Origin of the sequence: Enterobacter cloacae complex sp. ECNIH7, from assembly GCF_002208095.1 — a bacterium.
In the GTDB taxonomy this organism is placed as follows: domain Bacteria; phylum Pseudomonadota; class Gammaproteobacteria; order Enterobacterales; family Enterobacteriaceae; genus Enterobacter; species Enterobacter cloacae_M.
In genome coordinates, this window is record NZ_CP017990.1 from 1,460,350 (window position 1) to 1,478,853 (window position 18,504).

Genomic DNA, 18,504 nt, shown 5'->3' on the forward strand with positions numbered 1-18,504 from the left:
GGCAACCCATGGGTTGCCGTTTTGCTTTGACCTCGAAGGCCCGGTAAGCGCTAGAGCCACTGGGCTTTTTTTAACTATGCTTATTCTTCAATTCAAACCGCGGTGACACCAGACCGTACAGCGTCCAGCCCATAAAGGTCACCATTGCCCCGTAGAGCATCGCTTCCTGGCCGGATGAGTAGAGCGCATAGAAGCTGTAGATTGCCCCAATCAGCGCCACGATATTGGCCGCACGCGCTTTGCGGGGATCCACCTTCGCCACCTTCTGGATGATCACCAGCGCTGCCATCGACAGAATATACGGAATGATGTTCGTCACCACCGCCAGGTTGACCAGCACGTTGAACTGGCTGTTCAGCGACGGGCTAATAGTCATCAGCGACAATCCGCTCTGGAAGATGACAATCGCCAGCATGCCCTGCACCGGCGCATCCGCTTTGGTCACGCGGGAGAAGATTTTTGGGAAGTAACCTTCATCAGCCGAGGATTTAAACACCTGTGCGATGGTGAACTGCCAGCCGAGGAGTGAACCGCAGCAGGACATCACCATCAGACCCATAATCACCTTCCCGACTTCCGGCGTGAACATCTGCGCGAAGGCCAGCCCAAACGGCGCTGTAGAGTTTGCCAGATCCATGTTTGGCACAATCCCGGCAATCACGTTAGTCGAGACGATATAGATCACCGCCGCGCCCAGCGTGCCGCCGAGGACCGCAATCGGCACGTTCTTTTCAGGATTCTCTACCACTTCCGCGTTCGCGCAGGCGGATTCCAGACCCAGGAAGGCCCAGAGCGTCATGGCGATAGAAGAGCCGACCGCGGTAAAGAACGGCACATGGTGCGGGTTCCAGGAGTTGGCGTAGAGCGTCGGGCTAAACCAGAACCAGCCGATGATGCACAGGCCGACAACCGGGATAATCACGCCCCAGACGGTGATGCTGGATAGCTGTCCGGTGATACGCGCGCCGCCAAAGTTAGCCACGGTGCAGATCCACAGCACTCCGATGGTCGCCAGCCCAATTTGCACAGGACTGAGCGTCGCGCCAAACAGCTCCGTACCGTAGCCCACGGCGGAGATGGCAATCGCCACGTTGGCGATCAGCAGCGACACGCCGTAGGTGTAGTTGGCCATAAAGTTGCCCGACTTGCCAAAGGCATATTCGGCATAGCCGCCCATGCCGCCTGACTTACGGCTGAACATCCCGCACTTGGCGAACGCCCACGCCAGCGCCATTGAACCGACTGCCGTCACCAGCCAGGAGATGATAGAGATGGTACCCACCTCTGCCAGTTTGGTGGGCAGCATGATAATCCCGGAGCCCATCATGTTCACCATGGTGAGGATGGTCAGCTGCACCACGCCCATCTTATTGGACTTACTCATAATTTCTCTCCTTTCAGCAGCGCGGGCTGAGCGGCGGGTTGTTTGATGACGTTACAGCGAACCTCTTTGCGACCCTCACACTCCTCGACGTACACACCCTGCAGCTCCGGCGCGAAGCCCGGCAGAAGGTTGATGCCTTCTTCCAGCGCGGCAAAGTAGCGCAGCACGGAACCGCCCCAGACTTCCCCTGGAACCACGCACAATACCCCCGGTGGATAAGGGAGCGCGCCTTCGGCGGCGATGCGGCCTTCCGCGTCGCGCAGGGAGACCAGTTCAACTTCACCGCGCAGATAGGCGTAGTTCGCGTCCTGCGGGTTCATCATCACGCGCGGGAAGTGAGACTTGCGGAACATCTCTTTCTGCAGCTGTTTCACGTTGTGGCGGGCGTACAGGTCATGCATCTCCTGGCAGATCTGGCGCAGGGTGTAATCCGCGTAACGTTCCGGATGTTGTTTGTAGAGAGAAGGCAGGACGTCTTTCAGCGGAACATCGCTCTCGAGCAGTTTTTCGAAGCGCACCAGCTGCGCCACCAGCTGTTGCAGTTTGCCCATATCTTCCGCAGGCGTGAGCAGGAACAGGATCGAGTTGAGATCGCATTTTTCCGGCACGATGCCGTTTTCACGCAGGAAGTTGGCAAGGATAGTGGCGGGCACGCCGAAGTCGTCATACTCCCCGGTGCGGGCGTTGATGCCCGGTGTGGTCAGCAGGAGCTTGCACGGGTCGATAAAATACTGATGCTCAGCGTAGCCTTCAAAAGCGTGCCAGTTTTCACCCGGTACGAAGTGGAAGAAGCGCAGATCGGTCGCAATTTCCGCCGTGTCCCAGCTTTCCCACGGGCGGCCATCCACCGTTTCCGGCACGAAGGGGCGCAGATACCGGCAGTTCTCCAGGATCAGCTTGCGCGCTTCGATACCGTTCACCACGCAGTCCATCCACATGTTGCGGCCGCTCTGGCCTTCATGCATACGGGCGTTAATGTCCAGCGCAGCGAACAGCGGATAAAACGGGCTGGTGGAGGCGTGCATCATAAAGGCATTGTTCAGCCGCTTGTGCGGGACATAGCGCTGTTGCCCTTTGATATGGCTGTCTTTCTTATGGATTTGCGAGGTCTGCGAGAAGCCGGCCTGCTGTTTATGCACGGACTGGGTGACCAGGATCCCCGGATCGTTTTCGTTCAGCTCCAGCAGCAGCGGAGAGCAGTCGGCCATCATCGGAATAAACTGCTCGTAACCCACCCAGGCGGAGTCAAACAGGATGTAATCACACAGATGCCCAATCTTATCCACCACCTGACGGGCGTTATAGATGGTGCCATCGTAGGTACCCAGCTGGATCACCGCCAGGCGGAACGGACGCGCATCGCGTGCACGGCCCGGCGCCACCTCTGTCACCAGCTCGCGCAGGTAGCTCTCTTCAAAACAGTGGGCGTCAATGCCGCCAATAAAGCCGTACGGGTTGCGCGCGGTTTCCAGATAGACCGGCGTTGCGCCAGCCTGGAGGAGGGCACCGTGATGGTTAGACTTGTGGTTGTTACGGTCAAACAGCACCAGGTCGCCCGGGGTGAGCAGGGCGTTAAGCACCACTTTGTTGGATGATGAGGTTCCATTCAGCACGAAGTAGGTCTTATCGGCATTAAAGACCTTTGCCGCATGCTGCTGGGCGATGCACGGCGCGCCTTCGTGGATCAGCAAATCGCCCATCGCCACGTCGGCGTTACACAGGTCGGAGCGGAAAAGCGTCTCACCAAAGAAATCGACAAACTGATTACCGGCAGGATGACGGCGGAAGAACTGGCCACCCTGATGCCCCGGGCAGTCAAACGCGCTGTTGCCCTGCTTCACATAGTCGACCAGGGCGCGGAAAAACGGCGGGCGCAGCTGGGTTTCATACTTCTGGGCTGCCGCTTCCAGCTGGCGTCCATAAAAGTCGTTGCTGGTATCTGAATACTCAAATACGCCGTGAATGCGCGATAAATAGTCTGCCGGAATGAATTCCTCTTTGTGCGTCGCGACAAAAACAGGAATGCCAAAACCGGTGGCTTCTATTTCGTCCAGGATACCGCTGGCAATATCCGTGACCGCCAGAACAATGGCGGCAACATCAATATAATCAGAGGCACGGACATCTACCAGTTCACGCTGGGTAGTAAAGCAATCCGGACATGCACGGCTGGCTGCGATTTTTAAACTTTTCATCTTTCTCTCTTTATTTTAGGTAATAGGCGTCCCTCGATTTCCTGCAAGAAAGAAATCGATAATTTACCGGAAAAAAAAGCAAAGGGTGGCCGCTGATTAAAATCAGTGAATTGCTTTTTTAATGATTGAAATTCAGTCCGCCCGGTGCGGATGAGTCTGAATTAAAATGAATGAGCGCACGAGTTCACAGGCAATGGCCTGTAAAATAAGGTGTTTCAGGATAACCTGTAAGCGGGTGCGCCAGAAGTCGAAGGACTACCGGGCATTAAAGAGATGAAAGTCAAAGCAGCTTCGGTGGGCAAACATCATGATATGTGTTGTCCGCCTTATATGGGGCATTAAGCGATTGTTGTTTTCCATGTTTCATTTTCCTTTCAGTAATTGAAAGCATGGTCATTTTATCCAGGAAAAGGCGATTAACCGTGAGGTAGATCACCGTTAACCGATCAAATCAGAAATAAATATTCGTTTTAGATGAATATCGCAGATCAAAATTCTGATTTGTTGGTGTTACGTTAACAGGTTGTGTTATCAATGTTTTAAATGAACAAGAATAACCCGTAAAAATAATGCATGGGTTATTTATGAAATATTTTCTGAGGTATTTTGATTTTATTTAAAAATAAAATGAATAGTTATTCAAAGCATAAACCGATAACCGATACCGGTTTCAGTTAATAAATGGCGAGGGCGAGCGGGATCAACTTCGAGTTTCTGACGAAGATGTCCCATATATATGCGTAAATAATGACTATGTTCCACCGCGTTGGGCCCCCACACCTGACTTAGCAGCTGGCGTTGGGTGAGAACCTTGCCGTGGTTGTTGAGCAGAACGGCGAGCAGGCGAAATTCTATTGGCGTCAAATGGATTTCTTCTTCACCGCGCACAATACGCCGCGCGGCCAGGTCAACCCGGATATCCCCAAACGTGTAGGTTGGGTCAGCAGGCGTGGTGGCGCTGTGGCGACGCAGCGCCACGCGAAGGCGAGCCTGTAGTTCGCCGATACCAAAAGGTTTAATCAGATAGTCATCCGCCCCGGCATCCAGCGCCGCGATTTTATCCATCTCTTCCGTACGCGCGGAGAGCACGAGGATCGGCATCTGGCTCCACTGGCGGACTTCACGAATAAAATCGATGCCGTCGCCGTCCGGGAGTCCAAGATCGAGGATCACCAGGTCCGGCTTGCGGGTGGCGGCTTCAATTAAACCCCGCTGAAGCGTACCCGCATCATGAACGCGCAGACCGTCCCCTTCCAGCGCAGCGCGCAGAAAACGGCTAATGGCGATCTCATCTTCAACAATCAGAACGTTGATCACAAATCCTCTGGTAATTCATTAAGTTCTGGCGGGGTTTCAAGAGGAAGTGTAACACAAAACCGCGCGCCGCCTTCGGGACGATTCTCTGCGGAGATGGACCCGCCGTGGACGTCAATGATCGCCTGGCAAATCGCCAGCCCCAGCCCCACGCCCGGAATGGCCGACTCCTTATTGCCGCGCGCGAATTTTTCGAAAATAGCCAACTCCTGCCCGGCGGGAATGCCGGGGCCGGTATCCCAGACGTCAAGGTGAAGCGTGCCGTCGTCCACCATCGCATCCACGCCTATTTGCGCGCTGGCGCCAGCATATTTGCCGGCATTTTCCAGCAGGTTGATCAGCACCCGTTCAAACAGCGGACCATCAACGTGAATTAAGGTCAGGGGCTCGGGCATGTTCAGCGCAATATGCCGCCCGCCCAGGCCGGGTTCAAGCATTTTCAGAGCGCTGCCCACCACCTCTTCAAGCGTGAGCCACTCTTTTTTGAGGTTAAAACCGCCTGACTGGATACGCGCCATATCGAGCAGGTTATTCACCAGACGCGTGGTATTCAGCACATGCTGGCGGATCTCGCTGGCCTGAAGCGCGTGTTTAGAGCCTTCCGACGCCAGGTCCAGCGTCAGAATTTCTGACTGACCAAACAGGACGGTGAGCGGGGTTCGCAGATCGTGAGACAGCGCCGCCAGCAGCGAGTTACGAATGCTTTCACGCTCGCTCGCCAGCCGGGCCTGTTCTTCGCTGGCGGTGAGGGCCAGCCGCTCCAGCGCGCTGGCAACCAGCAGCGTAAAGGTCTCCAGCAGCCGCTGCTGTTCGGGGATCATCAGCTGGCGCAGGTTTGAGGGCTCAACAATCACCAGCCCCTGATTTTTATCGGCGCTGCGCAGCGGCAGAATTTGATAGGGCACGCCGGGCAGGGTGTCGGTCCCTGCGCCCGCAGGTAACCCTTTGTCAAAGCTCCAGCGCGCGATGGCTTCGTCCCAGGGCGTCATGCCTGAGGCTGACGTTAGCGGGCGCAGCTTGCCGTGCTCGTCCGGGAGCAAAATCAGGTTGCTGGCATGAAACGTCGAGCGAATAAACTGCTCGCTGGTCTGCACGATATCCAGCGGCGTGCGTCCCACCGCCAGCGATTTCGACATCTCATAGAGATGGCGCGTGCGCTGCTCGCGATAGCGGGCAATACGCGCCTGGTAGCGCACGCCCGCCGTCAGATTCCCGATCACCAGCCCGACGGTGAGCATCACCGCGAAGGTAAGAATGTACTGTACGTCCGACACCGCGAGCGTCCCTCGCGGAGCAATAAAGAACAGATCGAAGCTGATGACGTTGATCACCGTCGCCAGTACCGACGGCCAGCGCCCGTAAAAGAGCGCCACCACCACTACGCCAAGCAGGTAGATCATCACCAGGTTGGCGGCATCAAACGCGATCAGCCACTGGCTGGCAATCACGGTAATCAGGGCGCAGAGCACGACGGCGACAAGACAGCCGCGCAGCTGAATGCGCCATTTATCGCTGAAGGCACGGCTGTCCGGCGCGCGGCTGGGTAACGGCGTGGGCTTATCATCCAGCGCCACGATCACCAGGTCCAGATCCGGTGCGCGGCGGGCCAGCTTGTCGGCAAACGATTCGCGGCTAAACCAGCGGCGATGCTGGCGACGGCCAATCACGATTTTCCCCAGATTGTGCTCACGGGCATAGCGCAAAATAGCTTTATCTTCCTGAGGGTCGGAAAGGGTGGCGGTTTCGGCACCCAGCTCCTGCGCCAGGCTAAGCGAACTCAATATCGCGCGGCGCTGGTTCTCGGGCAGCGCGTGCAGCTGCGGCGTTTCGACATACACCGCATGCCAGACGCTGCCAAATTTGGCCGCCAGGCGCGCGGCGGTGCGGACAAGCTTTTCATTGCCGCTGCCGTGCCCTACGCACAGCAGGATGGCATCTCGCGTATGCCAGACGCGCTCCTGGCCCTGCAGATCGCGCCAGGCACGCATCTGATCGTCGACGCGATCGGCAGTACGACGCAGGGCCAGCTCGCGCAGGGCAATCAGGTTACCTTTACGGAAGAAATGTTCGATGGCGCGCTCGGCCTGGCCGGCGATATAGACTTTGCCTTCATGCAGGCGCTGGCGCAAATCGTCGGGGGGCAGGTCGACCAGTACCACTTCATCGGCAGAATCAAAGAAGGGGTCGGGCACCGTCTCGCGCACCTGAATCCCGGTCACGCCGCTGACCACGTCGTTCAGGCTCTCCAGATGCTGAACGTTAACCGTCGTGAAAACATCGATGCCGGCTTCAAGCAGCTCTTCAACATCCTGCCAGCGTTTTGGATGGCGCGAGCCTGGCGCATTGCTGTGCGCCAGTTCGTCCATCAGGATAAGGGCGGGACGGCGGGCGAGGGCGGCATCAAGATCGAATTCGGTGACTAGCCGACCGCGGTGGCTGATACGGCGGGGCGGCTGGGTGGCCAGCCCCTTCAGCAGCGATGCGGTCTCTTTGCGTCCGTGGGTTTCTACCACGCCTATCAATATATCGAGCCCCTGCGCCCGAAGCCGCTGGGCTTCCGTCAGCATGGCGAAGGTTTTCCCGACGCCTGCGCAGGCGCCAAAGAAAATTTTCAGTTTGCCGCGATGGGCTTCGGCCGTCTGTTCAAGCAGCCTGTCCGGATCCGGGCGCATGGGCTCGTCGGTCATTTAGTTTTTCCTTAGCGCGTCCAGCGCCAGATTCAGCTCAACAATATTCACCACGGGCATGCCGATAAAGCTGACCAGCGGCTTTTGCGTGTGCTCTGCAACCAGCTGGCTAACCTGCTCGACGGTCAGCTGACGGGCCGCGGCGACGCGCGGGATTTGCCATGCCGCGGCTGCCGGCGTCAGGCTGTAGTCCAGCCCGCTGGCCGAGGCGGTCACCAGCTCTACGGGCACCTCACGGCTGGCCTGCGGATTAGCGGCGCGCAGGGCTGCCACGCGCTCAGCAACGGCTTTTTCCAGCTCGGGGTTGCTGCCCGCCAGGTTACTGCCGCCGGATGCCATCGGATTATACGGGCTTTCGGCAGTGGCGGAAGGGCGTCCCTGGAAGTAACGGGCATCCGTAAAGTTCTGACCAATCAGGCGCGAACCGCGGTTTTCACCGTTTTGCATAATCAGCGAGCCGTTGGCCCGATCCTTAAACCACCACTGGCCCAGCGCGGTGGTCACCAGCGGGTACAGCCCGCCGGTAATGAGAGACAGCAGAATAAACAGAAGTATAGCGGGGCGTAACATCGTCATTTGATTCACCTTTTAAACCAGGCCGAACAGCGTCAACAGCAGGTCGATCACCTTGATACCGATGAAGGGCACCACCAGCCCGCCCAGCCCGTAAATCCACAGGTTGCGGCGCAGCATGGCGGCGGCCGTGAGCGGCTTATAGCTCACGCCTTTCAGCGCGAGCGGGATCAGGAAGACAATAATCAGAGCGTTAAAGATCACTGCGCTCAGGATGGCCGATGCCGGAGAGTGCAGGTGCATCACGTTCAACGCGTTTAACTGCGGGTAGGTTGCAGCAAACGCCGCCGGAATGATGGCGAAATATTTCGCCACGTCGTTGGCGATACTGAACGTGGTCAGCGAGCCGCGCGTCATCAGCATCTGCTTGCCAATGTGCACCACTTCAATCAGCTTGGTCGGGTTTGAGTCGAGGTCGACCATGTTGCCCGCCTCTTTTGCGGCCTGGGTACCGGAGTTCATCGCCACCGCCACGTCGGCCTGCGCCAGGGCTGGGGCGTCGTTGGTACCGTCGCCGGTCATCGCCACCAGACGGCCTTCCGCCTGATACTGACGAATCAGCGCCAGTTTCGCTTCCGGTGTGGCTTCGGAAAGAAAATCATCCACGCCCGCTTCGGCGGCAATCGCCGCGGCGGTAAGACGGTTATCCCCGGTGATCATCACCGTTTTGATCCCCATTTTACGCAGCTGGGCAAAGCGCTCCTTGATGCCGCCTTTGACGATATCCTTCAGGGCTATCACCCCCAGCACGTGTGCGCCCTCGGCCACCACCAGCGGCGTCGCCCCCTGACGGGCCACGCTTTCGACCAGGCTGTCCACTTCCGATGGGAAGTGGCCGTTGTTGGCCTCAATGTGGCGACGGATGGCGTCAACAGAGCCTTTACGGATCATGCGATCCTGAATGTTAATGCCGCTCATACGGGTTTGCGCCGTGAAGGGCACGAAAGTGGCGTGCAGGCTCTGAACGTCGCGCTGGCGCAGGTTAAAGCGCTGCTTGGCGAGGATCACGATACTGCGGCCTTCCGGGGTTTCATCGGCTAGCGAAGAGAGCTGTGCGGCATCCGCCAGCGTTTTTTCATCCACGCCCGGGGCGGGCAGGAAATCTGACGCCTGGCGGTTACCGAGGGTAATAGTCCCGGTTTTATCCAGCAGTAAGACGTCCACGTCACCGGCGGCTTCCACCGCCCGCCCGCTGGTGGCGATGACGTTGGCACCGAGCATACGGCTCATGCCGGCTACGCCGATGGCTGACAGCAGGCCACCAATGGTGGTGGGGATCAGGCAGACTAGCAGCGCCACCAGCACCGTGATGGTGACCGCGGTGCCGCCATAGGCGGAAAACGGCCACAGCGTCGCGGTTGCCAGCAGGAAGACGATGGTCAGGGCCACCAGCAGGATGGTCAGGGCAATCTCGTTCGGCGTTTTACGACGCTGCGCGCCTTCCACCATGGCGATCATCCGGTCGAGGAAGGTTTCCCCCGGGTTAACGCTACACTGGATCACCAGCCAGTCGGAGAGAATGCGCGTCCCGCCCGTCACGGAGGCGAAATCGCCGCCGGATTCGCGGATAACCGGCGCGGATTCCCCGGTAATGGCGCTTTCGTCCACCGAGGCGCCCCCTTCGATGACTTCACCGTCGCAAGGGATAATGTCCCCGGCTTCCACCAGCACCACATCGCCTTTGCGCAGTTCATCCGCCGGAACGTGGTCCATCTGCGCGCCGTATTTCGGTTCACGTAGCTTGCGCGCGAAGGCGGTTTTCTTCACCCCTTTCAGGCTGTTGGCCTGGGCTTTACTCCGGCCTTCCGCCAGCGCTTCCGCAAAGTTGGCGAACAGCACGGTAAACCACAGCCACAGGCTGATGGCGCCGGTAAACATCGCATTTCCCGGCATGTGGCCCGTACCCATGGCAATCGCCAGGGCGGTGGTCAGCACGCTTCCCGCCCAGACAATAAACATCACTGGGTTGTGCCACTGCACGCGCGGACTCAGCTTTTTCACCGCATCCATGAGCGCCTGGCGAACTAATGACGGTTCGAACAGGGCCAGTTGTTTACGACTCATGACAATTTCTCCGCAAAATCAGCGTAAAGAGAGGTATTCCGCGACCGGGCCTAACGCGAGGGCGGGGATAAAGGTCAGGGCGCCGACCAGTAAAACGGTACCCGTCAGCAGGCCGATAAACAGCGCGCCGTGGGTCGGCAATGTCCCGGTGGTGGTCGGTTGGATTTTTTTATTCACCAGCGATCCGGCAATCGCCAACACCGGCACAATGATCCCAAAGCGACCCACAAACATGCAGAACGCCAGCAGGCAGTTCCAGAACGGTGAGTTGGCGCTTAACCCCGCAAAGGCGCTGCCGTTGTTGTTGGCGGCAGAAGAGACGGCATACAGCACTTCACTAAAACCGTGAATGCCGGGGTTAAAGATGCCGCTGCGTCCGGCCTCGGTCATCAGCGCCAGCGCGGTGCCGAGCAGCACAAGCGCCGGGGTGACCAGAATCGCCAGCGCGGTTAATTTCATCTCGCGAACGTCGATTTTTTTACCGAGGTATTCCGGGGTGCGGCCAATCATCAAACCGGCAATAAACACCGCCAGCAGCACGAACAGCAGCATGCCGTACAGACCCGAACCTACGCCGCCAAAGACGACTTCGCCAATCTGCATCAGCCACATCGGGATCATGCCACCCAGCGCCGTAAAGGAATCATGCATGGCGTTGACTGCCCCGCACGAGGCCGCCGTGGTGACCACCGCATACAGGCTGCTGGCGAGAATGCCAAAGCGGCTCTCTTTACCTTCCATGTTGATATTGCTGTTGGCCCCCAGCTGCATGAAATGGCTGTTGCCGCTCCATTCAGCCCACATCACCAGCGCCACGCAGACCACAAAGATCAGAGACATGGTCCAGAGCAAGGTGCGGCCCTGACGGCGATCGTTAACCACATCACCAAAGGCAAAGCAGAGCGCGGCGGGGATCAGGAAAATCGCCAGCATCTGCACATAATTTGTCAATGCGGTAGGGTTTTCAAATGGATGCGACGAGTTGGCGTTGAAGAAGCCACCTCCGTTCGTCCCGAGCATTTTGATGGCTTCCTGTGACGCTACAGGCCCCATCGGCAGGAGCTGTTTTGCACCTTCCAGCGAGGTATAGGACGCGTAAGGCATCAGGTTTTGCAGGCTGCCCTGCTGGATGAAGAACAGAGCGATCAGCAGCGCAATTGGCAGCAGGATCCACAGCGTAATGCGGGTCAAATCCACCCACGCGTTACCCAGGGTATTGATTTTCTGACGCGCAAACGCACGCGTCAGCGCGAAGATCACCGCGATACCGCTGGCGGCAGAGAGGAAGTTTTGCACGGTTAACCCGACCATCTGGCTGAAATAGCTCAGCGTGGTTTCACCGGCGTAGGACTGCCAGTTGGTGTTAGTGACAAAGCTCACCGCCGTGTTCAGCGCAAGATGCCAGGACAGGCCCGGTAACTGTTGCGGATTCAGCGGCAGGATGCCCTGCAACATCAGCATGGCAAAAAGCGCAATGAGCCCAACGATATTCAGCAGCAGAATGGCGATCAGATACTGACGCCAGCTCATCTCCCGATCGTCTATTCCCAGTACGCGCCAGATCCCTTTTTCAACGCTTCCCGTGCCGGGCAAAGGGACGTTGTTGATTAATCGTGCCAGTCCCGATCCCAGTGGCCTTGCCAGAATGAACAGTACCACTAAGAAGCTGGCAATAAGCAGAAACGCCTGAGCAGCCATCAGAAGGCCTCCGCATTAATCAGGGCATAGACCAGATAACCCAATAACAGGAACACCAGCACGATGCCGGCAATAAGACCTGCACTCACAATCCACCTCCGGGTGACTTTTGTTGTTGTGCTAACGGTAGGATTTCCGGCGCAAAGATTTCGCAAAAATGGGGAGGGCGGGTGTAAAAAAAGTATAAAAATGGCAAAGCCCACAATTTAACTATTGATAAGTAAGCTGTTAACTTTTTTGTAACTTAATTACGGCGTGAGTGTAAATTTTTGCTAAACGGACGAAAATAAGTGGTCGGATGAGTAGTAAAATTACAAACAAAGCGATATTATTTTAGCCAGGTCACAGATTTTGAATTTTCCGGATGACGTTTCCGGCCAACTATAGGGGAGAAAAATATGGATCTTTATAAAGAGTATCCGGCTCATATCGTGTTCTTGCGCCGCGCTTTCGCCGTAGTGGCTGGCGTGCTGGCTCTGCCGGTGATGCTGTTCTGGAAAGATCGTGCACGTTTTTATAGCTATCTGCACCGCGTCTGGGCGAAAACCAGCGAGAAGCCGGTGTGGATGGATCAGGCCGAGAAAGCGACCTGCGATTTCTACTGATACGAAGACTACACATAGCAATAAAAAAACCGCCAACAGCAATGTGGCGGTTTTTTTGTCCCTCGGGATTCGCGGTCCGTTGGGTGGTTTTGCAGCCCCTACCCGGGTTTTTTATCATACCCTCCTGTAAGCAGATGGCAATCCCTCGAAGCCTTTATAAATTCCTAATTTTATTCGAGTATCTTACCTTCTCAGCGGATGTTAATTATGATGCTGCGTCCCTTTCCGCCATCTCGCAAATGGGCATCGGTCCTGGGAAAGGTGTATTTACAGCCGTAAAGCAGCCCGCCTACCCGGGCTTGTGTCCACCGACTTATCACCGGTGGTGAACGGTGGAGCGGTTAGCAGCAGGGACCGCATAATGAAACGCTATTTTTGCATCGCGTTCATTGTCGCCAGCGTACTCGTTGTAAAGAGCGATGAGCCGAATGGGTTTGTCGTTTTATCCACGATAGCGCAGGACAAGTAGCGCCAAGGCCGCCTCGGGCGGCCTTTTTTATTTCATCCCGTCTACACTTCATGGCAAAGTAGTTCAATGCATGCTTTTTCCTTTTACGGCATGCCCTTACGGACATAATGGATAATTGCCTGGAGTTTTATGCCCACCCATCTGGTTTGGTTTCGCGCGGACCTGCGCGTACATGACAACATCGCCCTTGCGGCAGCCTGCCGCGCCAAAGACGCTAACGTATTGGCACTGTTTATGGCCACGCCCGAGCAGTGGCGGCAGCACGATATGGCCCCCCGGCAGGCGGCCTTGCTCCGGGCGTATCTGAACGATCTGCAGCACTCGCTCGCTGGAAAAGGCATACCGCTTCTCTATAAAGAGGTGGGTGATTTTGCCGCACAGCTTCAGACGGTGCAGGAGCTCTGTAAGCAGCACAAGGTCACGCATCTTTTTTACAACTATCAGTACGAATTCAACGAGCAGCAGCGTGACCGTCAGCTGGAGAAGATGCTGGAAGGGGTGGTCTGCGAAGGGTTTGATGACAGCGTGATGCTGGCTCCGGGCAGCGTGATGACCGGCAACCACGAGATGTATAAAGTTTTTACTCCGTTCAAAAATGCCTTTATCAAACGTCTGAAAGAGGCGCTGCCGGAGTGCGTTGCCGCGCCTGCCGTGCGAGGCGAAGCCATAAAAGAGCTGCCTGAGCTGACGTTTGATTACCCTCAGCAGCCGTTTGATGAAACGCTGTTCCCCGCCGATGAGAAATCTGCCATCGCCCAACTGCGCCAGTTCTGCAAGCAGGACGCGGCCAGTTACGACGCGCGTCGGGATTTTCCCGCCATCGAGGGTACCAGCCGCCTGTCGGCCTGTCTGGCGCTGGGTGCGATCTCACCGCGCCAGTGTTTGCATCGTCTGCTGGCGGAGCAGCCGCAGGCGTTGGAGGGCGGCGCAGGGTCTGTCTGGCTGAATGAGCTTATCTGGCGCGAGTTTTATCGTCATCTGATGACCTTTCATCCTGGTTTGTGTAAGCATCGGCCCTTCATTGGCTGGACCGATAATGTAAAGTGGCAATCGAATGATAAGCAGCTGAAAGCCTGGCAAAGCGGGCAGACGGGCTATCCGATAGTCGATGCCGCCATGCGTCAGCTTAATGAGACGGGGTGGATGCACAACCGCCTGCGGATGATTACCGCCAGCTTTCTGGTGAAGGATCTGCTTATCGACTGGCGTATCGGAGAGCGCTATTTTATCTCTCAGCTGATCGATGGCGATCTCGCGGCGAATAACGGCGGCTGGCAGTGGGCGGCCTCTACCGGCACCGATGCCGCACCCTATTTCCGGATTTTCAATCCGACCACGCAGGGGCAAAAATTTGATGCGGACGGCGAGTTTATCCGCCGCTGGGTTCCTGAACTTAACGGTATACCTGCTAAAGCGATCCACGAACCGTGGGCATGGGCGGATAAACAGCGTGTAAAGCTGGATTACCCTCGTCCGATTGTCGACCATAAACAGGCGCGTGTCGCCACGCTGGCGGCGTACGAAGCTGCCCGCAAAGCATAAGAGAGTGATGATGAAAAACAGCGAACTGGAAAGCCTGATTAACGAAAAACTGAACAGCACCTCCTTCAGCGATTACGGTCCGAACGGGCTCCAGGTTGAAGGCCGTGAGACGGTGCAAAAAATTATCACCGGCGTGACGGCAAGCCAGGCGCTGCTGGACGAGGCCGTTCGTCAGAACGCCGACGCGGTGATTGTTCATCACGGTTACTTCTGGAAAAACGAATCGCCGATTATTCGTGGGATGAAGCGCAATCGCCTGAAAACGCTGCTGGCTAATGACATCAACCTGTACGGCTACCATCTGCCGCTGGATGCGCACCCGGAGCTCGGCAACAACGTCCAGCTGGCGCAGCTACTGGGGATTACCGTGATGGGTGAAATTGAGCCGCTGGTGCCGTGGGGCGAGCTGGCGATGCCGGTTCCGGGGCTGGAGCTGGCCTCGTGGATTGAAGCGCGCCTGGGCCGTCGTCCGCTGTGGAGCGGTGATACCGGTCCGGATACGGTGAAGCGTGTCGCATGGTGTACCGGTGGCGGTCAGGGCTTTATCGACAGCGCCGCGCGTTTCGGTGTTGATGCCTTTATCACCGGCGAGGTTTCCGAGCAGACCATTCACTCGGCGCGTGAACAGGGGCTGCATTTTTACGCCGCTGGCCATCATGCCACCGAGCGCGGCGGCATTCGCGCCCTCAGCGAGTGGCTGACGGAAAATACCGATCTGGATGTGACCTTTATTGATATCCCTAACCCAGCCTGACGAGAGGTAGTTAAGTGCAGCGAGCGCGTTGTTATCTTCTGGGTGAAACCGCAGTGGTTCTGGAGCTTGAACCACCGGTGACGCTTGCCACGCAAAAGCGTATCTGGCGGCTGACCCAGCGTCTGGCCGACATGCCTGAAGTGGTTGAGACCATTCCGGGTATGAATAACATAACCGTCGTGCTGCGTAGCCCGCATACCCTGGCGCTGGATGCCATTGAACGTTTGCAGCGCTGGTGGGAAGAGAGTGAGGCGCTGGAACCGGAGTCGCGTGCCATTCAGATCCCGGTCGTTTATGGCGGTACGGGTGGGCCAGATCTTGGCGTGGTGGCAGACCACTGCGGATTAACAGAAAAGCAGGTTGTTGAGCTGCACAGTTCGGTTGACTACGTGGTCTGGTTCCTTGGGTTTCAGCCCGGATTCCCGTATCTGGGCGGATTATCTCCCCGGCTGCATACGCCACGCCGTGCCGAGCCGCGCGTGAGCGTGCCGGCGGGGACGGTGGCTATCGGCGGTGAGCAGACCGGCGTATACCCGCTAACTTCGCCCGGCGGCTGGCAGCTTATTGGGCATACCGCGACACCGTTATTTGAACCCGGGCTGGAGACGCCAATACTCTTGCGTCCCGGCGACACCCTTCGCTTTATTCCGCAGAAGGAGGGGGTATGTTAACACTTATTCGCGCCGGGCTTTACACCTCCGTACAGGATGCCGGCCGCTTTGGTCTGCGCCAGTCGGGCGTGAGCTACTGCGGTGCGCTTGACCGTCCTTCGCTGGAGATTGCCAACCTGCTTGTGGGCAACGAAGGCAGCACGGCGGCGCTAGAAATTACGCTGGGTCAGTGTGTGATTGAGTTTGGTCAGGAAACCTGGTTTGCCTTAACCGGCGCAGGGTGTGATGCGACGCTGGATGGCAAAGCGGTGTGGACCGGCTGGCGGCTGCGGGCGAAAGCCGGGCAGCGCCTGACGCTCAAACGTCCGCTGCACGGTGTGCGTAGCTATCTCGCGGTGGCTGGCGGCATTGACGTGCCGGAGGTGCTGGGTTCATCCAGTACCGATCAGAAGGCCGGGATCGGCGGTCACGAAGGACGTTTGTTGCGCGACGGCGATCGGCTGGCAATCAAACCCTCCGCGCGCCATTTCTCGACCACGCAGGGCGTAAAACAGCTGCTGTGGGGAAACCAGATCCGCGCCTTACCGGGGCCGGAATATCATGAGTTTGACGAGGCTTCTAAAGAGTCCTTCTGGCGTGCGCCGTGGAAGATCAGCCCGCAGAGTAACCGCATGGGCTACCGCCTTCAGGGGCAGCCGCTGACCCGCACGACGGACCGGGAGCTGCTCTCCCACGGTTTATTGCCTGGGGTTATTCAGGTGCCGGGAAACGGTCAGCCCATCGTATTAATGAACGATGCGCAAACTACCGGCGGCTATCCGCGCATTGCCTGCATCATTGAAGCGGATCGCTACCATCTGGCGCAAATTCCCCTCGGCCAGCCGATTCACTTCGTGCAGTGTTCGCTGGAGGAGGCGCTTAAGGCGCGGCAGGATCAGCAGCGTTATCTTGAACAGCTGGCGTGGAGGCTTGATGGTAAAGATTGATTTGAACGCCGATCTGGGGGAGGGAAGCAGCGCTGATTCGGAACTGATGACCCTGGTCACCTCGGTCAATATCGCCTGCGGCTTTCACGCGGGTGATGCCCAAACCATGCTGGAGAGCGTGCGTAATGCCATTAAAAACGGCGTCGCGATTGGGGCTCACCCCAGCTTTCCCGATCGGGAAAACTTTGGCCGTACGGCGATGGATCTGCCCCCTGAGACGGTCTACGCTCAGGTGCTCTACCAGATCGGCGCGCTGGAGGCGATGGTGCGCGCCCAGAACGGCGTGATGCGCCACGTGAAGCCGCACGGCATGCTCTACAACCAGGCGGCGAAAGATGCGGATCTGGCGGACGCCATTGCCCGCGCGGTGCGGGACTGTAATCCGCAGCTGATTCTGGTAGGCCTTGCGGGCAGCCAGCTGATTCGTGCCGGAGAACGGCTGGGCCTGACCACCCGTCAGGAAGTGTTTGCCGATCGGGGATACCAGCCGGACGGCAGCCTGGTGCCGCGGACGCAGGCCGGGGCGCTGATTACCGACGAAGCTAAAGCGCTGGCGCAGACGCTGGAGATGGTGCGCGCCGGGCGGGTGATCGCCGTGGACGGAACACCGGCAAACGTGCAGGCCGATACGGTATGTTTACACGGCGATGGCGAGCATGCGCTCCAGTTCGCGCGCCGCTTGCGGGCAGCGTTCTCTGAAGAGGGTATCCTCGTCAGCGCCGAATAATGACGATAAGGACACAAAAATGCCTGAAGGTCCGGAGATCCGCCGCGCGGCGGATAGCCTGGAGGCGGCGATAAAGGGCAAACCCCTGACGGATGTCTGGTTTGCTTTTCCTCAACTGAAACCGTTTGAATCACAGCTGGTGGGCCAGACGGTGACCCATATTGAAACGCGCGGCAAAGCCTTGCTTACGCACTTTTCCCATAACCTGACGTTATATAGCCATAACCAGCTTTACGGCGTCTGGCGCGTGGTGGAGGCGGACGAGCAGCCGCAAACCACTCGCGTGCTGCGCGTCAGGCTGCAAACGGCGGATAAGGCGATCCTGCTCTATAGTGCGTCGGATATCGAAATGCTTACGCCGGAGCAGCTGCTGACGCACCCGTTTCTGCAGCGGGTCGGGCCGGACGTGCTGGACATGCGCCTGACGGCGAGCGACGTGAAGGCCCGGCTGTTATCACCTAAATTTCGTAACCGACAGTTTTCCGGTTTGTTTCTCGACCAGGCCTTTCTGGCCGGGCTGGGCAACTACCTGCGGGTAGAGATCCTCTGGGAAGTCGGGCTGGCGGCGCAGCATAAAGCGTCTGAGCTGAATGATGAACAGCTGGAGGCGTTGTCCCACGCGCTGCTGGATATTCCGTGGCTCTCGTACAACACGCGCGGCGTGGCGGATGAGAACACGCATCACGGGGCGCTGTTCCGGTTCAAGGTGTTTCATCGGGCGGGGAAGAAGTGCGAGCGATGCGGCGGGATTATCGACAGGATTATGCTCTCTTCCAGACCTTTTTACTGGTGCCCGCACTGCCAGAAATAAAAGTAAAACGGTAACCCTTGGGTTACCGTTTTTAATGTTTTCACCCTCTCCCTGTGGGAGAGGGTCGGGGTGAGGGCATCAGGC

16 protein-coding genes are annotated in these 18,504 nt (G+C 57.6%); 7 read left to right on the plus strand and 9 right to left on the minus strand.

Annotation, left to right across the window (positions count from 1 at the left end; all coding sequences use genetic code 11):
- Window positions 1-70 precede the first annotated feature (70 nt).
- The 9 genes from potE to kdpF all read right to left on the minus strand — a co-directional run bounded on the left by potE (window position 71) and on the right by kdpF (window position 12,004).
- Complete coding sequence (gene potE, locus WM95_RS07190) at window positions 71-1,384, minus strand: putrescine-ornithine antiporter (protein ID WP_014831099.1); 1,314 nt, start codon at window positions 1,382-1,384, stop codon at window positions 71-73.
- Entirely contained in the window at window positions 1,381-3,579 is a 2,199-nt protein-coding gene (gene speF, locus WM95_RS07195) for an ornithine decarboxylase SpeF (RefSeq protein ID WP_063409257.1), read from the minus strand. Before speF ends, potE begins: the two co-directional genes overlap by 4 nt.
- Window positions 3,580-3,834: 255 nt before the next feature.
- On the minus strand, window positions 3,835-3,939 hold the full coding sequence (gene speFL, locus WM95_RS27135) for a leader peptide SpeFL (protein ID WP_145956709.1): 105 nt from the start codon (window positions 3,937-3,939) through the stop codon (window positions 3,835-3,837).
- A gap of 279 nt (window positions 3,940-4,218) precedes the next feature.
- Window positions 4,219-4,896, minus strand: coding sequence for a two-component system response regulator KdpE (gene kdpE, locus WM95_RS07200; protein WP_059446423.1), 678 nt, complete (start codon window positions 4,894-4,896; stop codon window positions 4,219-4,221).
- Entirely contained in the window at window positions 4,893-7,580 is a 2,688-nt protein-coding gene (kdpD, locus tag WM95_RS07205) for a two-component system sensor histidine kinase KdpD (protein ID WP_063409256.1), read from the minus strand. The genes kdpE and kdpD overlap by 4 nt, the downstream gene beginning before the upstream one ends.
- Entirely contained in the window at window positions 7,581-8,156 is a 576-nt protein-coding gene (gene kdpC / locus WM95_RS07210; RefSeq protein WP_063409255.1) for a potassium-transporting ATPase subunit KdpC, read from the minus strand.
- A 12-nt stretch (window positions 8,157-8,168) separates the two neighbouring features.
- Entirely contained in the window at window positions 8,169-10,217 is a 2,049-nt protein-coding gene (kdpB, locus tag WM95_RS07215) for a potassium-transporting ATPase subunit KdpB (protein WP_063409254.1), read from the minus strand.
- Window positions 10,218-10,235: 18 nt separating this feature from the next.
- The gene (gene kdpA / locus WM95_RS07220; RefSeq protein WP_088544707.1) at window positions 10,236-11,915 is read right to left on the minus strand and encodes a potassium-transporting ATPase subunit KdpA; all 1,680 of its coding nucleotides are present in this window, start codon (window positions 11,913-11,915) and stop codon (window positions 10,236-10,238) included.
- Window positions 11,915-12,004: a K(+)-transporting ATPase subunit F gene (gene kdpF, locus WM95_RS07225; RefSeq protein ID WP_014069365.1), complete on the minus strand. Its 90-nt coding sequence runs from the start codon at window positions 12,002-12,004 to the stop codon at window positions 11,915-11,917. Before kdpF ends, kdpA begins: the two co-directional genes overlap by 1 nt.
- A 309-nt stretch (window positions 12,005-12,313) precedes the next feature.
- Here kdpF and WM95_RS07230 point away from each other — a divergent pair, with 309 nt between their 5' ends.
- The 7 genes from WM95_RS07230 (at window position 12,314) to nei (ending at window position 18,420) form a co-directional block, all read left to right on the plus strand.
- The gene (locus WM95_RS07230) at window positions 12,314-12,520 is read left to right on the plus strand and encodes a YbfA family protein (RefSeq protein ID WP_023310781.1); all 207 of its coding nucleotides are present in this window, start codon (window positions 12,314-12,316) and stop codon (window positions 12,518-12,520) included.
- A 598-nt stretch (window positions 12,521-13,118) separates the two neighbouring features.
- Window positions 13,119-14,531: a deoxyribodipyrimidine photo-lyase gene (gene phrB, locus WM95_RS07235; RefSeq protein WP_088544708.1), complete on the plus strand. Its 1,413-nt coding sequence runs from the start codon at window positions 13,119-13,121 to the stop codon at window positions 14,529-14,531.
- Between the two features lie 10 nt (window positions 14,532-14,541).
- The gene (locus WM95_RS07240) at window positions 14,542-15,285 is read left to right on the plus strand and encodes a type 2 GTP cyclohydrolase I (RefSeq protein WP_023310783.1); all 744 of its coding nucleotides are present in this window, start codon (window positions 14,542-14,544) and stop codon (window positions 15,283-15,285) included.
- Window positions 15,286-15,299: 14 nt separating this feature from the next.
- Window positions 15,300-15,956: a 5-oxoprolinase subunit PxpB gene (gene pxpB, locus WM95_RS07245; protein WP_023310784.1), complete on the plus strand. Its 657-nt coding sequence runs from the start codon at window positions 15,300-15,302 to the stop codon at window positions 15,954-15,956.
- Window positions 15,950-16,882, plus strand: a complete 933-nt coding sequence (pxpC, locus tag WM95_RS07250; protein ID WP_023310785.1) for a 5-oxoprolinase subunit PxpC — start codon at window positions 15,950-15,952, stop codon at window positions 16,880-16,882. Before pxpB ends, pxpC begins: the two co-directional genes overlap by 7 nt.
- Window positions 16,869-17,609 carry a 5-oxoprolinase subunit PxpA gene (gene pxpA / locus WM95_RS07255; RefSeq protein ID WP_063408977.1) on the plus strand — a complete coding sequence of 247 codons (741 nt, stop codon included), beginning with the start codon at window positions 16,869-16,871 and terminating at the stop codon, window positions 17,607-17,609. Before pxpC ends, pxpA begins: the two co-directional genes overlap by 14 nt.
- A 19-nt stretch (window positions 17,610-17,628) precedes the next feature.
- A complete protein-coding gene (nei, locus tag WM95_RS07260; protein WP_063408978.1) occupies window positions 17,629-18,420 on the plus strand; it encodes an endonuclease VIII in 792 nt (263 codons plus the stop codon).
- The last annotated feature ends 84 nt before the right edge of the window (window positions 18,421-18,504 follow it).